10 protein-coding genes are annotated in these 22831 nt (G+C 35.7%); 1 reads left to right on the top strand and 9 read right to left on the bottom strand.

From position 1 onward, the window contains the following. Positions 1 to 5 precede the first annotated feature (5 nt). From IIF7_RS19540 to IIF7_RS19500, 9 genes are all read right to left on the bottom strand, one after another. Positions 6 to 2192, bottom strand: coding sequence for a glycoside hydrolase family 3 C-terminal domain-containing protein (locus IIF7_RS19540; RefSeq protein WP_084843374.1), 2187 nt, complete (start codon positions 2190 to 2192; stop codon positions 6 to 8). A 10-nt stretch (positions 2193 to 2202) separates the two neighbouring features. Then, positions 2203 to 4209 (bottom strand): glycoside hydrolase family 97 protein, encoded by a 2007-nt coding sequence (locus tag IIF7_RS19535; protein WP_084843373.1) that lies wholly within the window; start codon positions 4207 to 4209, stop codon positions 2203 to 2205. Between the two features lie 82 nt (positions 4210 to 4291). Continuing rightward, complete coding sequence (locus tag IIF7_RS19530; RefSeq protein WP_245801683.1) at positions 4292 to 6691, bottom strand: glycoside hydrolase family 31 protein; 2400 nt, start codon at positions 6689 to 6691, stop codon at positions 4292 to 4294. Between the two features lie 18 nt (positions 6692 to 6709). Further along, positions 6710 to 8272, bottom strand: a complete 1563-nt coding sequence (locus IIF7_RS19525) for a GH39 family glycosyl hydrolase (protein ID WP_084843371.1) — start codon at positions 8270 to 8272, stop codon at positions 6710 to 6712. Positions 8273 to 8287: 15 nt separating this feature from the next. After that, entirely contained in the window at positions 8288 to 10765 is a 2478-nt protein-coding gene (gene galB / locus IIF7_RS19520; RefSeq protein ID WP_245801682.1) for a beta-galactosidase GalB, read from the bottom strand. Between the two features lie 72 nt (positions 10766 to 10837). After that, entirely contained in the window at positions 10838 to 11683 is an 846-nt protein-coding gene (locus tag IIF7_RS19515; RefSeq protein WP_084843369.1) for a hypothetical protein, read from the bottom strand. A 23-nt stretch (positions 11684 to 11706) separates the two neighbouring features. Further along, positions 11707 to 13284 (bottom strand): RagB/SusD family nutrient uptake outer membrane protein, encoded by a 1578-nt coding sequence (locus IIF7_RS19510; RefSeq protein ID WP_084843368.1) that lies wholly within the window; start codon positions 13282 to 13284, stop codon positions 11707 to 11709. Positions 13285 to 13294: 10 nt separating this feature from the next. Continuing rightward, complete coding sequence (locus tag IIF7_RS19505; protein ID WP_245801681.1) at positions 13295 to 16375, bottom strand: SusC/RagA family TonB-linked outer membrane protein; 3081 nt, start codon at positions 16373 to 16375, stop codon at positions 13295 to 13297. Positions 16376 to 16712: 337 nt separating this feature from the next. After that, positions 16713 to 20846 (bottom strand): hybrid sensor histidine kinase/response regulator transcription factor, encoded by a 4134-nt coding sequence (locus tag IIF7_RS19500; RefSeq protein WP_084843366.1) that lies wholly within the window; start codon positions 20844 to 20846, stop codon positions 16713 to 16715. A 298-nt stretch (positions 20847 to 21144) separates the two neighbouring features. On the opposite strand from IIF7_RS19500, the gene IIF7_RS19495 reads away from it, so the two are divergent. After that, a complete protein-coding gene (locus IIF7_RS19495) occupies positions 21145 to 22653 on the top strand; it encodes a family 43 glycosylhydrolase (RefSeq protein ID WP_084843365.1) in 1509 nt (502 codons plus the stop codon). Positions 22654 to 22831: the final 178 nt, after the last annotated feature.

Here is a 22831-nt window from a genome sequence, read left to right as displayed (position 1 = left end):
TTAGATTAGTTTTTTATGTTGAGAGGTTTGGTTAAGTAAATTTGATTGGAAGCACTTCCTACCTGAATTTCAATTTGATCTTCTTCCAGCTGAAATGAATTGCTTTTAGTATCCCAATACTCCAGATCTTCAGCCTTAAGACTCAATGTGATCTTTTTAGTTTCGCCAGGTCTAAGATCTATTCTTCGGAAGGCTTTAAGTTCTTTTAAAGGCCGATCTATTGCTGAATTTAGATGAGAAATATACAATTGAGCAACTTCTTCTCCTTGCCTATCGCTTTTATTCGTTAATTGAAAGCTTATATAAATAGTTTCTCCCTCACTTAAAGTTTCTCTTGAAATTTGAAGGTTTTTATATTCAAAATTAGAGTAGCTTAGTCCGTGACCAAAAGCGTACAAAGGTTCTCCTTCAAAATAGCGGTAAGTACGTCCGTTTCTTATGTTGTAATCCATCAGTGGAGGAAGATCAGTAATGTCTTTTACCCAGGTTTGCGTTAATCTTCCAGCAGGATTATAATCGCCGAATAGAACATCGGTAAATGCGGTTCCTAATTCCTGAGAATTCTGAGTTAGATGTAAAATTGAAGGTACATTCTCCTGCGTCCAGTTAATCGCATAAGGAAAACTACTAATTAGTCCTACGACTGTATTTGGATTTACTTTATAGACCAATTTTATAAGGTCTTCTTCCTGCAATTGCAATGATTGGCGATCTACGGCTTCTTTACCTTCACCAGCCACAGGGCAATCTACCCAACCAGCGCCACATGTTGGATCGTTTCCAACAATAACAAGGGCTACATCTGCTTCACTTGCAATCTTTACTGCTTTTCCATCAGCATTGTTTTTCGCGTAGGTTATTTCAACTTTGTTTTTTAATCGGTCTTTTAAAGCTTGTAGTACTGAAATGGTGTAAGGAGGAGTACCGCTATACCAATCCAATAAAACTTTATCTGCTTTACTGCCTATAATTGCGATTTTAGTGATCTCATTTTCATTTAAAGGTAAAAGCTCTTTTTCTGGATCATTTTTCAAAAACACAATTGATTTTCTAGTAGCTTCTAGAGCTAATTGACGATGTTCCTTCATTTTCCAGGGAGCTATGCTATCTTCGCCTGTCCCTATTTTTCTATATGGATTTTGACTTTGATCACTATCCAACAAACCTAATTTGATCATGACACGATAATTCCCTCTAAGTACATTATCCAGATCTTTTTCAGTTAAATATCCATTAGCCAAAGCACCATACACAGCTTCAGAATATTCATCTAAAAACTGACTAATCCCGGCTTTAATAGCTGCTGCCGCTGCTTTATATTTATCTTCGTAATACTTATGATCTGAAAGTAAAAGTTTGAAAGCACCGCCATCTGTACAGATAATTCCATTTTGTCCCCAAGTCTTCTGGCTAAGCTCTTTAAGAATAGGATGCACCATGGCAGGAACTCCATTTATTTTATTGTAAGCTGCCATATATGCATTGCTTCCACCTTTGGTAATTCCCATTCTGAAGGGTACAGCATAATACTCATGCATCAATCGTTCATCAAAATCTGAAGATGTATAAGTTCTTCCATCTTCATTAGAATTTGCTAAGAAGTGTTTCATAAGTGAGGCAGTTTGCCAATACCCATTTTTTTCAGATTGCAGCCCTTTTGCGAATGCCACTGTTAAAGATCCTGTTAGAAATGGATCTTCACCAAAGCTTTCTTCAGTTCTTCCCCATCTAGGATCTCTAGCAAGATCTGCATTGGGAGCTCTTACCACTAAAGCACCTCTATTAAAAAATTGTTTAGCAAACCTTGCTTCTTTTCCTTCTGCTCTTGATACTCGCTCCAATAAATTAATATCCCAGGTTTCTCCAAGTCCATATGCCTGCGGAAAGGTGGTTGTGGGTAATGGCGGCTTATCCTTTCCTCCCCATTCTGCCGGTCCACCAAGCGCTAACCCATGTAAGCCTTCCACATGGCCTGTTCCTTCAACACCCAGACGAGGCACTTCAGGATTAGTACTCAGAGCATTTACCTTTTCCTCTAAGTTCATTGAGTTCAATAAATTATCAATGCGCTCCTCTACAGATAATTTGCTGGATTTAAAAGCGGCTTTATTTGTTTCCTGAGCATGATTAAACTGAACATTAGAAACAAGCAGTAATAGGACTAAATATCTTTTAGTACTACTCAATTGCATACACTTATATTTATAATTTCTTGAAACGTACAGCAGCACCTCCACTCTCTCCTAGCAAAAGACTAAGTGAATCTGTAGCGTTAACTTCTTTTTTAGAAATATCTACGGCGGTTGGATTATTTTCGTAACCAGTTCCCGGAGCATCTGCATAGATTTGAGCTTCATATGTGGCTCCATCATCCAAAAAGTCCAATTGAATATTGACATCTCTAGCTTTTTCGTTAGTAATAGCCCCCAGGTACCAGTCTTCACTATCGATATCTTTTCTTACCGTTGTAATATATTTCCCTATTTCTCCATTTAGCACCTTAGTATCTTCCCAATCTGTAGGCACATCAGTCAGAAATTGAAAAGCTGGTTTATCCACATAATTTTCTGGTAGATCTGCTAACATTTGTAAAGGAGAATACAGTACAACCATTAGAGCAAGTTGCTTTGCAGTGGTAGTATGAACTCGTTTACCGGGATATCCTTCTTTTACCTCTACATCAAAAACAGCCGGAGTGAAATCCATTGGACCAGCCAATAATCTTGTAAAAGGTAAGGTTGCTGTATAATCTGGAGGATTACCTTCACTCCATGCATTATATTCCTGACCTCTTGCTCCTTCCCTTGCCATCATATTAGGATAAGTTCTACGCTCACCAGTATCTTTAATAGGCTCGTGGAAATAGATTTCTAATCCATATTCTGCTGCTTTTTTAACAACATACCTGTAATAATTTACACCGAATTGACCATGATGCCATTCCTTCATATTTAATTTAGAACCTACCTGCCCAATTTTCACAGTAGTGATTCCTCGCTTTTTATAAAGTGCAAAAGCCGAATCAATTTGTTTTAAATAATTATGAAGATTGGAACCCGTTTCGTGATATCCTACGATTTCAACATCGTTTTCTGCAGCGTAATCTGTAACTTCTTTCAGGCTAAAATTATCAGCTTCTTTCGTAAAGCTAAACTGATGCATAGCGTTCTCGTACCATGCAGGTGTCCATCCCTTGTTCCAACCTTCAATCAATAAATAATCTATGCCTAAATCATTGGCATAATCGATATATTTCCGGGCATTTTTTGTAGTTGCACCTTGTTTATCACCTTCCCAAAAAGTGTATTTTCCTATGTGCATTCCCCACCAAATACCTAAGTATTTAAATGTCTTGATCCAACTGGTATCTTCAAGCTTATTGGGCTCATTTAGATTTAAAATTAAATAAGAGGTGATTAAATCTGTAGGTTTATCTGCTATTTGTAATGTTCTCCAAGGTGTAGTAAAAGTATCAATGGTTCTAACTTTTACACCATCAGCCCAAGGCACTAAATCTGTTTTTAAAGTCGTGCCATTGGTATGAGCTAAAGTCGTACTGGCAAAATCTATTAAATTAGCTTCATGAAAGCTTATCGCTAATCCATCATTACTTTCAATAGTTAATGGAGTATGCACGGTATCCAACGTGCTAACAGGGGAAGCAGTAAAAAGGTTTTCATAACGTTGTTCATCATAAGCTGGAATCCACCAGGCTTTACCATCTTTTGCCAGATTAAAAGTGGTAAGCTCGTCCATAATGAAAATACTATCCTTAATTCCCTGTTCTGGAAAAACATATCTAAATGCGATTCCATCATCATAAGCTCTAAATTGGATATCTAACTTTCGCTCTTTATTGGTTTTTTCTTTTAAATGAACTGTAAGCTGATTATAGTTATTTCTAATCTCTTTTTTTTCTCCCCAAACCTGCTCCCAGGTGGAGTCTTCAGATGATTCTTCAATATTAATTACTTCCAATCCGTTTTGAAGAGTATCCATATTTTTAAAGACAAACCCCATGTTTGATGGCAAGATCACTTTGGTATCTCCATGATTTACGGAATATTGTGGGGAACCTCCGTTAATGTCAAATTCAATACTATTTTTTCCTTCAGGAGAACTTAAAGTATAGGACTCTGACTCTTTTTCAGGAGAACAACTGAAAATTAGCAGTTGCATAGCTATTAAAAGGGGTATTTTCTTATACATATTTTTAAAGTTGATTTATAATTCGAAGTGATGCGGGATTCCAAATAAAGAATCCCGAAATTCTATAATTTGGAGTTCAAATTTATTTTCCGGCAGTTTCAATTTTAAAACTCGTTTTTCCGCTTAGTGGATTGCCGTCTAGCTGAAATTCTTTTCCTTCTTTTTTGACTGAAATATTTTCAATTTTTTCACCGTCGGGAAGGTAAACCTTACCACTTGCGGTATTTGTATTTGAGTCTGCAAAAACCTGAAGTTCCAGTTTTGTCCAATCCATATCCCGAGTAGACTGCGCTAGTTTAATATGCGGTATAAGGGTACCATTCTTAACTAAGGCGATAATAGGAATTTCTCCTGCCTCGATGGTATGCCAACCTTTTTCGTATACTTTATGCGTTTGATAGTCTATCCAGGTTCCTTCAGGTAAATAAACTTCGCGTGCGTTTTCTTCCTCAAACAATGGGGCGACAAGCATATTTTCTCCAAAGAGATATTCATCATCGATTAGCCATGAACCTTTATCATCAGGAAATTCTACGAATAAGGCACGCATCATTGGTAATCCTTTTTCTGAACTTTCCTTAGCCTGTGCATAGATATAAGGCATCAACTCATACCTCATATTATCAGCTTTTCTAAAGTCTTTCAAGAATTCTTTGCTGTATTCCCAAGGTTCTGTTGGTGGTTCCCCATGGCTTCTTACGTGTGAGGAAAGCATTCCGAACGGAGTCCATCTTCTATAAATATTTTCTGGAGATTTGGTTACGAAACCTCCAACATCATGGCTCCAAAAACTAAAACCACTAAGCCCTAAAGATAATCCGCCGCGAAGTGTAGCAGACATAGCTGTATTGGTAGTTGCGGCATCGCCTCCCCAATGCAAAGGATAACGCTGGCTACCCGCCCAGGTACTTCTTGCCCAAATTAAAGTGTATCCTTTTTCTTTTTGTGTAATTTCAGCAACCGCTTTATTGTAGCGTAGCGGGAATAGATTATGCTCATAGAAACCTGTTCTTCCAGAATGATAAATTCCGTTATAAGGTGCTGCTTCACCGAAATCTACTTTAAAGACGCCTACTCCCTGGTCTAATAAATGTTTCAGTTTCCCCTGATACCATTCTACAGTTTCAGGATTCGAAAAATCGAGTACGGCATCTTCAAAAGGAATATTACCCTTGCGATCTTTTACGGCATATTCATTATCAACGATCTCATTAAAAAGCGTATTTTTAGGTGTGAAATAAGGCAATTGCCAAAGGCTAACATGAAAGCCATCTTCCTTCATATCTGCCATCATTCCTACAGGATCATCAAAACGTTCTTTTGCAAATTCATAATTGTTTCTCCAATCAACTTCAAACCAGCCGGTATCAAAATGGATTACATCACTAGGTATCTTATAATCCCTTAGATTCTTTGCAATTTCGCGACCCTCTTTTTCAGAAAAATAAGTAATTCTACTCATCCAAAATCCAAATGACCAAAGTGGTGGCATTGCTGCTTTTCCGGTTAAATTGGTATATTCATCCAAAATATCTTTGGGATCTCCCAAAAAGAAAAATAGATCTGCAACATCATCGCCAAGCATCATCTTGTTTGCAGCATTAAAATACTTTCCAAAATCTATGGTAATTGGTGAAGAGGTGTGCATAAATACACCGTAACCACGGTTACTCATATAAAAAGGTATAGGCTTATACATCGTTTCATTTTGAACGCCGTTGGCATCATCTGTATACAAGACTACTTTTTGCCCTCTTTTATTAAATTGAGTAAAGGATTCTCCACAACCAAAAATCTTTTCTCCAGGTTGTAAGCTAAACACCGGACTAAAACTGCGGGAATAGTCACTATTTCGCCTTACGTATGAAAATGGAAGTACAGGCGTATAAGTATTTTGAACATCTGAGTTATGTAAAGTGCTTGTTAACAGTTTACCATTCTCGTCATAAATATTGACATGCCATGGATTAGAAATGATCTCTACCCTTCCATGATCACTACTGAATTGATGTCCGCCTTCAATAGTAGTATAATCCCATAATTCTGGATGATTAGGAGCTGTACCTTCAACCAGCATTAATGATTCCTTAGGCTGATTAAACTGCGGACCCGATGTCATTTTTAATCGTATCGTTCTATCGGAAACAAACTGAATTTGAAAAGGAAGCTCAGGAGATTCAGCATATTCTGTAGCAGGAAATTCATTAGCAGGTACGTTATCTGGCTTCATCAGCATATTGTTAAATGCCTGCCTGGTCTGGTACTCGTAACGTTTATATTTAAGTGTTCCCTTACCTGTTTCAGGATCGAATGAAACAAGCTCATCGGCAAAGTAAAACGTATTTTCATAATTTTCGAAATCCTTGCTAATATCGATCGGCTCATTTAGCGTTTGGCTATTTTGAATTTGTGCGCTTATAGTCCAAAAGCTACCTAAGCCCACAATAGCGAAAACAAGCTGAATTTTTTTTAATTTTTTCATATAGCTGGTCATCTGTGTTTAAAGTTTTTTGAATTCAAGAAGAAAAACGTCATTCTCACGAATGGAAAATTTCATCGAATGCGCTTCTGTTTTGTCAATTAATATAGTCTGAGTATTTTCTGGTTCTCCACTACTTAAAGATTTTAGTTGTTTTACCTGATCTTTAGATAACTGCTTTGGAGCTCCCATCTCTAAATATCTTGTGTAAGGATCATTTTTTTGAAAGCCGACTTGATATTTAGTCACTTCATAGTTTCCTTTCGGAATATGCTTCAGGTCTAGAATAATTTCTCCTTTTTCTTTAGCTGGTAGGCGTTGCGAATAATAGGTTTGGTTTAATTCTGAATCTTTTGGAAGCGTATAAGTGAAATCCCAAAATAGTACTTGAAAATCTCCATTTTCGTCTTTGGCTACATAAGACTGCTGGTCGTTATTAACTAATTCGGTTTCACCTAATTTGTTCAGAAATTCATAGGCGTAATAAGCCGATTTCTTGATTCCTTGAGTATTCATAAGCCCGAAACCACCATGAAACGGTTCGAATCTTGGACCGGCTTCTTCAAAAATATCAGTAAAAACCCAATAGGACATTGAATTTGCCGCATCACCAATTTGCTTTAGCTTTTGAAGAATATAAGCTGCCTGATGATAACTATCGTGAATAGGATCTGCAGGAGTATAAGAAGAACTCCATTCGGTGTAATGTAATTCTAAATTTTCTTTAGAAAGACTATCCATCTTTTTACGTACAGCAATTACATCTCTACTAACACTCCACTCATCTTCATTCAGAATAGTACCAGAAGTGCCAAATTCATCTAAATACCCCTGTTTTACACCATAAGAATGAGTTGAAATATAATCGATAGGCACCTCATTTTTATCAGTAAATTCAATAGTCTCATCTACCCAGGCATTTCCCGCTGTGGCCGGACCTCCAATCCTATAATCTTTACTAACATTTTTAACTGCCTCTGCTGTATACTTATATAATTTGAAATATTCCTCTTGTGTTCCTGCCCAGAATCCATCCAAGTTAGGTTCGTTCCATACTTCGAAATACCAGGTTTTCAGCTCTTCTTCTCCATAGCGATCGGTCCAATGTCTTAAAAGATTCTCTACCAGATCTTTCCATTTATCATAATCATTAGGAGGTGTTATATTTCCCTTCCACCAAAAGATCGTCTCATCACCACTGGCTAAATAATTTGGCATAAAGCTAATCTCCACGAAGGGTTTCATCCCAATTTCTAAAATGTAATCGTATAGAGCATCGATATACTGATAATTGTATTGTGGATTTCCTTCGTCGTCTAATTTGTACACTCCCATATCGTCTGTTAACAAACCGTGCATCTTTATGTACTTGAAATCACAATCTTTTTTTATTTCAGCTAATTGTTGTTGCCAATCTGCACGAAGTCCTTCGTTAGCTCTGCCAGCACCAATACATTCTTTAAACATGGTATTCAATTCGCCCAATTCTTTGTCATAATCGATATTGATCTTTCGATTTTGAGCTTGAAATGTTATGGCAAAACATCCAAAAATTATCGTAAATATGAATTCTAGCTTTCTCATTTTATAGTTGCTATTCTAATTGGATGTTAATACTGTGCTTTTACTTTCTAATCCTGTTGAATTAGCCGAAATTATAATTTCTCCAGTCTGTTTTGTAGATTGAACAATTACCAAACATTTTCCATTAAGTGCACGATGTGATTTACCCTTGAAAGATTCATGATTAGTTGGATCACCACTGGCAACACCAACAATTTTTCCTGGGCCCTCGATTTCGAAATCAATTTGATTATTTGCTCTGGGCGCTAATATTCCTTTGGCATCAGTTATATTCACCGTAACAAATGAAAGGTCTAATCCGTTTGCTTGAAGTTCTTTTCGATCTGCAGATAACTCTATTTTAGCAGGTTTTGAAGCTGTTTTTATTTCAGTCTCTTTTACAACTCTTCCGTTTTTTCTGGAAACCGCTTTTAAAGTTCCTGGTTGAAATGGAAATCGCCACATTACATGAAGCTCCTCACCTTTTTTAGATTTGGATCCTTTAGACTCTCCATTAAGAAATAATTCTACCTCATCTGCATTGTTATAATATGCCCAAACATCAACTGTTTGGCCTTGTTCCCAATTCCAGTGGGGTAAAAGGTGAAGCACATCTTCATCTGTCCATTCACTTTTGTACATATAATACACGTCTTTTGGAAAACCTGCCAAATCTACAATTCCGAAATACGAACTTCTTGAAGGCCATTCATATGGTGTTGGTTCTCCGATATAATCAAAACCGGTCCAGATAAAAAATCCAGATAGAAAGTCGTTCTTTTTAATGATCTTCCAGCTGGTTTCGTGTAATGATCCCCAAGGTGTTCTAACCTGATCGAATGCTGAAATTGTTTGATCTGGATTGCCGCCTGTAAAAACCTTATCCCAGCGTACCGGCCAGATCTTTGTAGTATCCGATGGAAACTCATAATAACCTCTGGTTTGTAGGCCAGAAGTAGTTTCTGTAGCAATAAAAGGGGTGTTTGGAAAGTTTAACTGATGTTTTTCCCAGGTTTGATGGGCATAATTATAACCTATCAAATCTAAAGCACCTGATCCTGCTAATGAATTAGGTTTATCTGCAGTTTCTTCAAATTGAATTGTAACTTCTTTATCTGAAACATGAACTGGCGGATTCATCCCTGCGGTTACCGGACGAGTACTATCTAAGCCTTTAACGATATTAGATAATTCTACACCAATTTTTGCTCCTTTATTACTCCATTGTTCCTGAATTTCGTTCCCGATACTCCACATAAAAACACTGGGATGATTTCTATCTCTTTTGATTAGATCACTAAGATCCTGCTCATGCCATTTGTCCCAATATTGGCTATAATCGTGCTTTGTTTTGGCAGTAGTCCAGATATCAAAGGCTTCATCCATTACAATAAATCCCATTTGATCACATAAATCCAATAATTCTGGCGCTGGAGGGTTATGAGCTGTACGAATTCCGTTTACACCCATTTCTTTCAAAATCTCTAATTGTCTTTCTATTGCCCTAATATTAATTGCTGCTCCTAAAGGACCAAGATCATGATGCATGCAAACACCACGGATTTTTTGAGATTTTCCATTTAGTATAAATCCTTTTTCGAGATCGAATTCAAAATCACGAATACCAAAGCTGGTTTCGAAACGATCTATACGGTTTTTATTCTGAATAATATCTATTTGAGCCTTATACAACGAAGGAGAATCTACTAACCATAGCTTGGGATTAAGGATTGTAACCTCTTTATTAAAATTAATTGCTGAATTGGCAGTTATGCTTAAAGCTGAAGTTTCGGACTTAACTATTTCCTGATCATCCTGAAAGATAGTTACCTGAACTTCAATTTCTTTATCTTTAGCAAACTCATTTTTAATTTCAGCAGTAATATTTACCAGAGCTTTCTTCTCTGAAATATTAGGTGTTGTAATAAAAGTCCCCCAATTAGGAATATGAATTTTACTGAGTTTCTTTAACCATACATTTCGATAAATTCCACTTCCTGAATACCACCTGGAATTAGGCTGATCACTATTATCTGCTTTTACTACGATCGTATTATCTTTAGATCCGAAATTAAGATAAGGTGTTAGATCATATTCAAATCCTATATACCCATTAGGACGTTTTCCCAAATAACTACCATTTATCCAAACTTCACTATTTTGATACACTCCGTCGAATTGAATCTTATGCAAACGAGTGCTGTCTTCAACAGGAATATTAAATGATTTTTTATAATAGCCTACACCACCAGAAAGAGCTCCTCCACCTATCCCTGCCGAACTATTTTCATCAAATTCCTGATAAACACTCCAGTCATGAGGCAAATCTATAGCCTGCCAGGCATTAGCATTTAAAGCTTCATTAAGGCTCTTAATCGTATCGTTCTTGTAGAATTTCCAATTCTCAGTAAATAGTTGTTTACGGTCTGATACTTTTGAAGCTTCCTCCTTTTTCTGGCAAGCAATAAGAATAAAAGAGAGTATAGCAACTATGCCTATGTATGACTTATTCATAATGTACTGTTTATAAGCAATCATGGGTGTTGTATAAAAATGCCGGCAGCAATTTGCTGCCGGATAGTATTCTTATTCTTTTGGTCTGTAGTGAAAAACTATTTGGGCAACTCCTTCTCCTGTTCTGGATTGATCTCTAACAACTGCAAGTCTTAAGGAATTTTCTGAAATCTCTACAACATTTACAGACGTCCAATTACTAACGTCTCCATAATAATCACCTCCAAAAAGTACATCTACTCCTCCATTAAATCGGATAGTATGACTATCTATATTGTAATTAAAAGAACCAGTAGAAGTCGTTTGACTATCAGAGTTTATAGCGGTTTGGGTTACCTCAACATTATATCCTCCATCAAGGTCAAATGTCATTTCGCCCCAGTCTTTATTCTCCATTACCCACTCGTTTCCTGCATAATCAGGAAACCAGTTCCAGTAATCTGAACCACTTTCGTTGTATGGATAATCTAAGCCGGCCCATCCAACAGGGCTAGTCATATCTAAAACCCAAGTCTTACCTTCAACTCCGTTAGTAAGCATAGCCCACTCTTCTTCGCTAAAATATTCTTCATCATTTGAAGATACTTCTACACTTACTGGATCTGCCTCTACTGCTCCACCTTTTGTATATGCAGTGTAATAAACATTATAACTACCCGCGAAAGGTAAAGTGACCCTTAGACTATCTTCATTGGATGTACCAATCTGGCTGCCATTGGCGTCGGTGTAACTCCAGTAAGAAATGTAATCTGGTTCCATGCTTTGCAGAATAAGCTCATTATCATTTCCATCGGCCTGGGTTACCATAAAGTTTAATTGATCGCCCTGCAATTCTACATCAGGGAAACTATATTCATCCTGGCAAGAAGTTAGCATCAGGCCAAACAAAGCTATAAGTATATAATTTATATGTTTCATCTTTTATAAGTTTAAAGTTTGTATTACCAACCTGGATTTTGTTCTATAGCTCCATTGGACAATAGTATCTGTGATTGAGGAATTGGAAACCATCCATTGGTTTCAGTTCTAAAGGTCACATCAAACTGCGAACCGTCGCCAGAGTTATCAATAGCCTCTTTAGCGCGTTGCAAACTCCAACGAATAAGATCGAAGTAACGTTTACCCTCTAAAGCAAGCTCAAGTCTTCTTTCTTCCATTATATTTTCTTTGGTGACAGCAATTGAATGCGCATCATCCTGAAATGCTCTTGCTCTAACACGATCCAGACATTCCTGAGCAAATCCCTGATCGCTATCCATATTTAATTCCGCAGCCATTAAAAGAACTTCAGAAAAACGAATAACAGCATAGTCTTCAAATCCATCAATCTGGATATCTCCACCATTTGCCGCAACTACGGCTTCACCTGCTTCGTTGGTTATAGGAGCATATTTTTTCCAGGATAATCCTGTGTGTTGACGTTGTCCTCTAGAATCATTGTCAAACTCTAATCCTTCTTCGTCGTAATTAATGATCGTAGCATCACGACGAGTATCACCTACTGCATAGGCATTATATAGCTCTGGGTTTACAGGTGCTCCTCCCCATCCATAAGCGTATGGCCCTAAATTACTTCCACGAGTTGCTATATTTACCTGAAAACGGTTTCCTTCATTTAAATCCCAGTTTCCATTTCCTGAACTATTATATCGAATAGCCCAAACCATCTCGGCATTACCTTCACCGACATAATTTTCCATAGAAGCTGCAAGCCACAATCTGGAGAAATCATCGATCAATTCGTGTCCGCTATTATTTACTACATCATTGATATATGCGGTTACCTCTTGTCTAGAAACAACTCCGGCCAAATCTGAAGCCTCATAATAATCTGTATAGAAAAGAAATGCTTTTGCTAAGTATGCTTCTGCTGCCCACTTGGTCACCCTACCGTAATCTGGGCTGTTATTTAAACTGTAATTTTCGTCACCCAAATTTTCTGCTGCGAACCTAAAGTCCTCAGCGATTAATGCATAAGTTTCCTCAGCTGGCGCTCTGGGACTTTCAAACTCTTCAGGACTTAAAGTATGATCTAAAGGAACAATATCACCAAACATCCTGGCTAATTCAAAATGATAATGAGCTCTTAAAAATTTAGCTTCAGCTTCATATTGCGTTCTAAGATCTTCGTTGCCTTCCCAATTGATACCTTCTAGATTCTCTAATAAAATATTTGCTCTATAGATCCCAGTATAACAAATCTCCCAAACAGGACGATTCATCTCTAGATCAGATCCAAACTGAAATCTATCCCATTCTAAGGAAACCTGGTTATCTGCAGTTCCAAAACCACCAAAGCAATTGTCTGAAGCAATTTCAGAAGTAAGCAAAAATCCACCGTAACCTTCTCTTTGTAATATATCGTAAGCAGCTACCAAACCTTCAAAAGCATCTTCTGGGGTTTGATAGAAGTTATCTTCTGTTCTTTCTGTATAAGGATCGTTTTCTATAAAATCGTCTGTACAGGAGGCTACCAATCCTAAAGAAGCTATCCCGAGTATTTTTATATATTTTTTCATAATTCTTTTTTTAGAAATTTACATTTAGACCAACCATGTATGTTCTAGGCTGTGGATAGTATCCAACATCGATTCCTCGAGCCCAGGATTGATTTACGTTACCAAAACCAATTTCTGGATCCATTCCCTTGTAATTGGTAAAAGTGTAAAGGTTGTTACTGGTCACGTAGATTCTAAATCTTGAAAATGCATCAAGTTGATCGGTAAGCTTCGTTAGATCTACCCCAAGATTTACGGTTTTAATTCTTAAGAAATCTGCGTCTTCTATATATAAATCTGAAAAGCGAGTATAGTTACCATTCGAGGTTGTTCCCCATGTTGCTCTAGGTAAACTATTAGAACTACCTTCAGCAGTCCATCTGTTAACGATCTCTGTTGTATAGTTGTAAAAAGGTCTTGAATAATCTCTTACTCCGTAAACATTTTGGAAGCCGGCCATACCATAAGTGTAAACCGAGAAATCAAATGCTTTATACTGAAGTTGAATATTGAACCCAAAATTTAAATTTGGATTTGGGTTTCCAATTTCTGTCTTATCATCCTGATTTATTTGACCGTCGCCATTAAGGTCTACGAATCTTACATCCCCGGGTTGAGCATTAGGTTGGATAAGTTTACCGTTTTGCGAATATTGCTGAATTTCTGACTGATTTTGGAATATCCCATCTGTTTTTAATCCGTAGAAATATCCAATTGGATGTCCAACTTCAACTCTATTCATCTCGTCTAATCCCTGGAAAAGTAGATTACTTTCTCCATGAATAATTCCTTCGGAATTTGCAATTCTTAATACTTCATTCTTATTGTAAGATACATTCGCGTTTAAATTAAGGCTCCAATCTTCTCCAAAATCTTTGCTATAACCAGCATTAAATTCTATCCCTTCGTTACGAATATCACCTCCATTAATAAAAGGAGCATTTGCACCAGCAATTAATGGAACCGAAGCTTGTACCAACCAGTCTTTAGTTTCTTTTCTATAGTAATCGAACGTAAGTGTTATGTCTGAAAAAATTCTGGCATCAAAACCAATATCAAACTGTTCTGAAGTTTCCCATTTTAGATCTGGGTTTGATAAATCGTCTGGACTGGATCCTACTTCCAAAGGCATTTCATTATCCCCTGTACCAAAGTGATAGTTTTTGTTGTAAGAACTAATTGTAGAAATATATGCGAATTGTTGACTAAACTGATCATTTCCGTTTTGTCCCCAACTTCCTCTTAATTTTAAGGAATTGATGAAGGAATCTTCTGGGAAAAAGTTTTCTCTATCGATATTCCAACCTACTGAAAATGCAGGGAAATAAGCATATTTATTATTGCTACCAAACTCTGAGGATCCATCTCTTCTTAATGTTGCTGTAAATAAATATTTACTGTCATAGTCATAAAGCAATCTAGTGAAATAAGATTGAATACTATAATCCACTCTGCTTCCGCTTACAGTGTTTTGTGTAGGATCTGTTGCATTAGATAAATAAGCATGCTCAAAATCATTGAATATTAAATCTCTACCAGTGGCAGACTGATTTTCATATACATTTTGTCTAGCTGAAGTACCTAATAAAAAATCAATATTATGTACATCTGCAATCGTCGTTTTATAATTAAGTGTATTCTCCCAAATCCACGATACTGTTCTACTTGAACTTTGTGTTACCTCAGATGTGCTATTGTAGGCTACATTAGAAAGTTCGTAAAGTGGGTTAAAAGCACGATAATTGTTATCATTGATATCTACACCAAAACTAGTTCTAAAAGTAAAGTCGCTATGTGAAGCCTCAGCAAAAATATTTCCTACAGCACGATTTGTTTTACTTTCATTAAAATTTCCGTAATACAAAGACCCTAGAGGGTTAGTAATATCAGAACTTATATCTGAGCCTGCATAACTTCCATCTTCATTATATACCGGCATGCTTGGTGGAGCATTTAAAAAACCTCTAATATTGTTGCTATAGATACCCGCATCAGAAACACCTTTATTATACTCGTTAGCAAAAGAAAAGTTTTCACCGATCTTTAAATGATCTTCAATAATATCGTAGGTGATATTGGTGTTAAAAGTTATACGATCGTATTGAGACTGATCTGTTTGACTACCAATTATACCTTCTTGTCCAAAATAAGAGAGTCCGGTAGAATAATTTACTTTATCTGTTCCTCCAGATATTAAGGCTGAATAATTCTGTTTAATGGCTCCGTTATTAAAAAGCTCATCCTGCCAATCGGTATTTGGTAGATTTTCTAATTCCTGCTGGGAATAAAGAGGTGCGTAACCCGAGTTTACTCGGGCTTCATTCATTATAATACCATATTCACGACTATTCAATAAGTCTAAAGTTCTGGCAACTTCCTGAAAACCTATGTAACTGTTTATAGAAACACTGGTTACCCCTTTCTTTCCTTTTTTGGTAGTCACTAAAACAACACCATTCGCTGCTCTGGCACCATAAATAGAAGCCGCGGAAGCATCTTTAAGAATATCCACTCGCTCGATAACGGAGGGGTCTAAATATCCAATACCATTTTCAACTACAACTCCGTCTACAACATAAAGTGGAGAATTGTTACCAGCAGTTCCCACTCCACGGATGTTCACGGTCATGTTTGCACCTGGCTGCCCTGAAGTTGATGTGATATTAACTCCAGAAGTTTGTCCCTGTAGTGCACTTGTTGCATCGATACTGGCTGTTTGAATTAAATCATCAGATTCTACCATCGAAGTTGCTGCTGTAGATACCTTTTTACGCTGAGTACCGTAACCTACAACCACAATTTCATCAAGTTCTGCCGTAGAAACCTGTAGACTAATATTGATCTCATTTTGAGTACCTACAGCAACGGTTTGTGTTTCGAAACCGATGTAGCTGAAGGACAAGCTTTCTGAAGCTTCCGCTTCAATCACATAATTACCATCAAAATCTGTCGTAGTTCCTCTACTTGTTCCTTCTACGATAACGCTAACTCCAGGAATTGGTAAACCATCATCTGCAGAGGTCACGGTTCCGCTAATTTCTTTTTGCTGTGCCCAACCGGTTACACCAAACACGCAAAAGATCATTGCTAATAAATAAGGTTTGATCCTCATTTTTAAAATAGTTTGTTGTTTCATATACATTTCTTTAATGAGGATTTAAAAATATAACCCTCGAAATTTTTTGATTTAAAAATTAATTACCCTTCAAATTGAATAGTAAATAATTCAAACGTTGTAGTAATGGTAACGAAATTATCAAATTGTACTCCTTAACAAGGGTATCAAATCGTTTTATAAAGGGATAAAATGTTTTTGTCTAGTCTGGCAAGCACCAAGAACAGTAGTCTCATTAAATTTTAACATTCAAACCATAAGGTTAATTATAAAATCTAAAAAGTTTAGTTATGAGCATGAAAAAATTGAATAGCTCTTTATCAAATTTTAGGTACTAGGAATGCTTCTTCTTATATGCAGAAGGAAGAATATTGTATTTCTTCTTGAAGTTTTTAGTGAAATACTTAGGGTTATTAAAGCCAGTTTTGAAAGCAATTTCTGATATAGTTAACTGACTTTTTGCTAATAATTCTTGTCCCTTTTCTAATCGAATATCAGTGATTAATTCTGAAGGTGTTTTTTCGAATAAACTCAAGGTTTTGTTATATAAAAAAGATCGACTAACTCCTAGATCCAGTGCTAAACGCTCTACACCAAAATCTGGATTCTGATAATTGGTTTTAATCAACTGAAGCACCTTTCTCATCAATTTTTCATCCTCTGTCTCGATCGTAACCTGATTCGTTACTTTAGGAACCTCAATTTTCTTTCTATAAGCTTCCTGGAAAGACTTTCTTTGTTCGATCAAATTATCGATTCTAGACTTTAGGACTTCTAACTTGAAAGGTTTTGTTATGTAATCATTGGCACCGGCTTTTAAACCAGCAAGTTTATTCTCTTCTCTTTGATTACCCGACAACAAAATAAAAGGAATATGTTTAGTACGAGCATCATTCCTAATCTTAAGGCAAAGATCTGTACCTTTCATACCCGGCATCTCCCAATCACAAATTATTAGGTCTGGTACGATAGAAAGTGTTTTTTTCCAACCGGTTTCACCGTCTACAGCAATAAATAAGTTATAGCTTTCTCTAAGTGTTTTTCCTAGATAATTTAAAAACTGCCTAGAATCATCGATTATTAAAACTGTAGGCAGCGCATCATTTTCTCCCAGGATCTTATTAGAAGTCTTTTCCCTATTAGAAGAAATTTCAATAGGCGGAATCTTTTGAAGTGGTAACTTAATAGTAAATAAGGAGCCACTGCCTTCTTTGCTATCAACACTTATCTCTCCAGAATACAGTTTAACATATTCCTGTACTAAAGCAAGACCGATCCCGCTACCCGTTTTATTTAAATCATTGTCTAGATCTGCTTTATAAAACCTATCAAATATCTGTGGCCTGTCTTTCTCGGCAATTCCAACACCAGTATCCTTTACTTTAATGATAAAAATATTCTTTTCTATATTGTCTTTAGTATCTAATATGCTTTCTCCAACTTCTAGACTAACATGTATTTCGCCTCCCTCTGGCGTAAATTTTACCGCATTAGATAGTAAATTGTAGACGATTTTGTCTAATTTATCCATATCGAATATGGTAAAAAACTTCGATTCTTCACTAACAAAGAATAACTTAACTCCTTTACTTTCAGCATAGTCTTTAAATCCATTTACAATATCATTGATAAAATCCACAATATTAGCTTTTGACGAAGTTAATAGGGTATCATTTTTTACATTACCCAAATCTAATACCTGGTTTATTAAGTTAAGCAAGCGTTGGGCATTATCGTTTATAATATTGATTTGTTCTTTAACATGCGGACCAAGATGTTGCTGATTTAGTCTTGAAACCGGCGATAGGATCATAGACAGCGGAGTTTTAAACTCATGACTAATATTCGTAAAAAAACGAATCTTCATTAAATCCATTTTGTGCAAATGCGCTGCCTCTCTCTTTTCCTGTTGAATTTCAAAATTTTTTCGTTGTTTCTGAATAATTCTTCTTCTTCCCAGGTAAAGCAGTCCTAGAATAAAGATCACGTAGCCGATGTAGGCATAAATAGTTTTATAGAATGGCGGTAAAATTTCTATAGTAAGCATCGCTCCTTCTCGATTCCAAACCTGATCATTATTAGAGGCCTGCACTCTAAAATTATATGTTCCTGGGTCTATATTCGTATATGAAGCAACTCTTTGTGAATTACTTAGGTTTTGCCATCCATTATCGACCCCTTCAAGTTTATATCGATAATTATTTTTTGAAGGCTGAAAAAAGTCCAAAGCAGCAAATTCAATAGAAAAGAAGTTTTGATCATGCATTAAAGTGATCTTTTCAGTTTCATAAAGCGGTTTATTTAGTAATACCTTATTTCTTATTTTTTCCCCAGTAGAAATATCTTCATTAAAAAGGCTAAATTCAGTAAAAATGATTTTAGGTTTCTTTTGATTGTATTCAAATTCTTGTGGCTTAAATACATTAAATCCGTGCAATCCACCAACTAATATCTCTCCATCTTTATTTTTATAAATAGAATTTTCATTAAACAAATTCCCTTGCAAACCATCAAGATCATTATAAATCTTAAAATCTGGTAGTATTCTTCCGTTCATTTCTTCAACCGCTCCTTTTTGAAATTGAGCTATTCCAAAGGAAGAAGTTATCCAAAGGTCGCCCTCATCATCTTCTACAATCCCTATTATTTTTTCACCAGGTAAACCGTCTTCTTTTCCGTAGTGATAAAAAACATCATCATTCCCACTGTAAAGATTTAACCCTCTATGAGATCCAACCCACATATTTTCTTGTTTATCCTTATAGATAGCCAGAATGTTATCATCACTCAAACTTGTACTATCCCCAGGAATATGATAAAGATGCTTTACCACATTTTTTAAAGGATCTATGATATCTATCCCGTAAGAAGTTCCTATCCATATTTTACCATTTTGGTCTTCATTAATAGAAGATATATAATTGGCGTGAATAGGAAATTTACCGCCACCCTCAAAAGAATGTATAAACCTCCTATTTTCTTCATCATAAATATCGACACCTCCGGTTAAAGTTCCTATCCAAAGACGCCCCTTAGAATCTTCAAATAGTTCCCAAATATTATCACCTGCTATACTCGTGCTATCTTTGGCATTATGGCGAAAATGCTTAAAACCATCCTTAGTTAATAGATTTAAACCTCCTAAATAAGTTCCTGCCCATAATCGATTTTTACTATCAAAAAGCAGACTTACTATAACATCGCTCGAAATGCTATTTGGATCTTCTGCATCGTGTAGGAACTGCTGATATTTTCCGGTTTCCTGATCTAATTTTAGAAGACCTCCACCATTAGTACCGATATATAAATTTCCTTTATTATCTTCTGTAAATACATTTACATCGTTAAAAGGTAAACTTTCAGGATTCGAAAGCACCTTTTTTTGTAACGGAAAACGTATAATATTAGGATGATAATAATCAATTCCGTTTTTAAAAGTTCCGATCCAAAGTATACCGTCCTGATCGGCATAAAGTGAAGTAATACTATTATGGGAAAGGGTATTCCCTATTTCAGCATTATTTTTTATATATCTAACAGATAGATCGCTAACATTAATTACATTGATTCCGCCAAGATCAGATCCTATCCAGATATTTCCATTTACATCCTTCTCTACAGTGCTTATTAGATTACTACTTAATTGAAGTTCTACAGACTCCTTAGTATAATGCTTTAATTGATCGTTATTAATTTGATAGTAAAAAACTCCGTAATCTTGAAATAAATGAATCCACAGATCACCATTTTCATCTACAACCATTCTAAAATCATGTTCCTCATCACCAAAATTATCTTGCAATTCAACGTATTCAGAAATAACTGAAAAAGAATTAGTATCCAGCTTATGTATTAATCCGTTTGTGTATATAACCCATAACTCATTTTTATCTGAAACCACTACTGAAGCGGGCTTAAGTTTTTCCTGCTTTAAGTATGCATTATAATCTTTAAGATCATCCTTACTATTCTTTTTTTCATTTATTCTTGTTACTGAAGCATCCTTATGGATCAATAAAAAATCATCTTCAATTGAAACAATATCTTCCACCGGACTATCAGAAATATTAAAAGATTGTAGAATAGTATTTTGATCACTGGTAAAACTTTGATCAATGGGATCGAAAATATTTATTCCTTCCGGAGTTTCACACCAAATATTACCAAGAGGTCCTTTAAAAATTCTTCTAAAATTTCTAGATTGAATCGCTGAAGTATTTGAAGATTTAGGACTATAGTGCTGGAATTCGTAACCATCGTAACGGTTTAGTCCAGAAGTAGTAGCTATCCATAGAAAACCGTTTTCTTCTTTATAAAAATCGTTAACGGCACCAGGCGACAACCCATCTGCCACTCCTTTATGCGCAAACCGGTATTCTGGATTTAATACATTTATAGCACTATCCTCTTGTGAAAAACTATAACAAGAAAATATGATAAAAATAAATAAGAAGTGCATACCTCTCATATAAAATCCTTCCTATTTTAAAAAATTGAACTTGTCTTACTCTTCATAATATTATAGATCGCTTAATTTTAAATATTAGCGATTCGACTGAAAAAATTTATAATAAAATTTTAGTGATTTTTCTTAGATTTTCAGCAAATTACTAATAGTTTTGATGACTACAAGTTTAAATTCAACTTATCTTGTAACCAAATAAAATAGAACTTTTTTATTAATACGATAAAAAATAGTGGCTTGTCCTATCAAATTTATTTTAATAATTCAGTTTACAAAAAATAAAACTCTAACTATACTTATAATGAAAAAACTTTTAATACTAATTTTAGCTTTTCCTCTACTGGTTCAGGCTCAATTTCAAAATGATCAGGTAAAAGAAGGAACTTTTGAAAACCCGATTTTTAAAGGAGACTATCCAGACCCAAGTTTACTGGTAGATGGCGAAGATTTTTATGTTGTACATTCTTCATTTGAATATTATCCCGGACTAACGATCTGGCATTCTAGAGATCTTATTAATTGGAAACCTGTTACCAATGCGCTTACTACGTATTTAGGATCAATATGGGCTCCAGATCTGGTGAAGTATAACGGAAAATACTATATCTATTTCCCCGCTAATGATACAAATTATGTAATCGTAGCAGATGATATAAATGGTCCATGGAGTGAACCTATAGATTTAGAAATTGGAAATATTGATCCAGGACATATTGCAGATGATAAAGGAAATCGATTCCTGTATTTTAGCAATGGGGGTTATGTCCCATTAGCCAAAGACGGACTCTCTATTACCGGTAAATTTGAAAAATCCTATGACGGCTGGCCTATCCCAGAAGACTGGACAATCGAATGTTTTTGTATGGAAGGGCCTAAATTATTTAAAAAAGGAGATTACAATTATCTAACCGTGGCAGAAGGAGGAACTGCAGGCCCGGCCACTGGTCATATGGTGGTCTCTGCGAGATCCAAATCTCCTACCGGTCCCTGGGAGAACTCTCCTTACAATCCAATAAAAAGAGCCGAAAGCAAAGAGAACAAATGGTGGTCTGTAGGACATGCTACAGTGTTCGAAGCTAGCGATGAGAATTGGTGGATGATCTTACATGCTTACGAAAAAGATTATTACAACAGAGGAAGACAAACTATTTTAACTCCGTTAGAATGGACAGAAGATGGTTGGTTTAAAGTGCCAGAGGATTTTGAGCTAACCGAAGCTTATAAACTTCCACTAGAAAAAAGTCAAACTAATAATTATTCCTTGAACGATGATTTTTCTACTAAAGAATTAGGAGCTCAATGGAAGTTTTACAAAAAGATAGATAGCTCCAGGTTCGAGTTTACAGGCAACTCATTGAACCTAAAAGCTAAAGGAAATTCACTGGCCGAGAGTTCTCCATTACTCACAATTCCCTATAGCCATTCTTATGAAGCTGAGTTAGAAATGGAAATAAAAGGAGAAGCTAAAGGAGGCTTAGTATTATTTTATAATGAAAAAGCTGGGTCTGGAATTTTAAGTAGTTCTAAAGATATTCTAGCTAATTTACGCGGATGGCAATTTGTAACCGAAGAAAATGTAATTGATTCCCATGTATTCTTAAAAATTAAAAATATAAAAGGAACTGTTGACATGTTTTATAGTCAAGATGGAGAAAACTGGAATAAAATAGAAAATTCAGCTGAAGTGTCGGCTTATCATCATAATGTACTAAGTGGTTTCTTAAGCTTAAGAATAGGACTTGTATCTATGGGAGAAGGATCGGTTGAATTCAAAAATTTTAAGTATATACCCATCGAAAATGTAAACTAACAATTCAATAAATAACCTTAATCATTTTTTAAATAAAAATTGAATCCATATTACTATTTAAATTTTATTGATTTGATATTATATAATATTATTTGCTTAACTTTAAGCAGGAAATGACGAAAATCAAATTAAAAGGTCAACAATTAGGTCAACAAATTTAGGTTATATAAGAAACACC

The organism is Zunongwangia atlantica 22II14-10F7 (assembly GCF_002094855.1).
Taxonomy (GTDB): Bacteria; Bacteroidota; Bacteroidia; order Flavobacteriales; family Flavobacteriaceae; genus Zunongwangia; species Zunongwangia atlantica.
The sequence above is the reverse complement of the archived record's forward strand: the minus strand, read 5'-3'. Positions and strand labels throughout refer to the sequence as shown.

What these genes read in the sequence shown, in the direction of transcription:
- IIF7_RS19525 (WP_084843371.1), bottom strand. Translation starts at nt 8,272, where the DNA reads ATGAGAAAGCTAGAATTCATATTTACGATAATTTTTGGATGTTTTGCC.
- IIF7_RS19510 (WP_084843368.1), bottom strand. Translation starts at nt 13,284, where the DNA reads ATGAAAAAATATATAAAAATACTCGGGATAGCTTCTTTAGGATTGGTA.
- IIF7_RS19505 (WP_245801681.1), bottom strand. Translation starts at nt 16,375, where the DNA reads ATGAGGATCAAACCTTATTTATTAGCAATGATCTTTTGCGTGTTTGGT.
- IIF7_RS19540 (WP_084843374.1), bottom strand. Translation starts at nt 2,192, where the DNA reads ATGCAATTGAGTAGTACTAAAAGATATTTAGTCCTATTACTGCTTGTT.
- IIF7_RS19535 (WP_084843373.1), bottom strand. Translation starts at nt 4,209, where the DNA reads ATGTATAAGAAAATACCCCTTTTAATAGCTATGCAACTGCTAATTTTC.
- IIF7_RS19500 (WP_084843366.1), bottom strand. Translation starts at nt 20,846, where the DNA reads ATGAGAGGTATGCACTTCTTATTTATTTTTATCATATTTTCTTGTTAT.
- galB (WP_245801682.1), bottom strand. Translation starts at nt 10,765, where the DNA reads ATGAATAAGTCATACATAGGCATAGTTGCTATACTCTCTTTTATTCTT.
- IIF7_RS19495 (WP_084843365.1), top strand. Translation starts at nt 21,145, where the DNA reads ATGAAAAAACTTTTAATACTAATTTTAGCTTTTCCTCTACTGGTTCAG.
- IIF7_RS19515 (WP_084843369.1), bottom strand. Translation starts at nt 11,683, where the DNA reads ATGAAACATATAAATTATATACTTATAGCTTTGTTTGGCCTGATGCTA.
- IIF7_RS19530 (WP_245801683.1), bottom strand. Translation starts at nt 6,691, where the DNA reads ATGAAAAAATTAAAAAAAATTCAGCTTGTTTTCGCTATTGTGGGCTTA.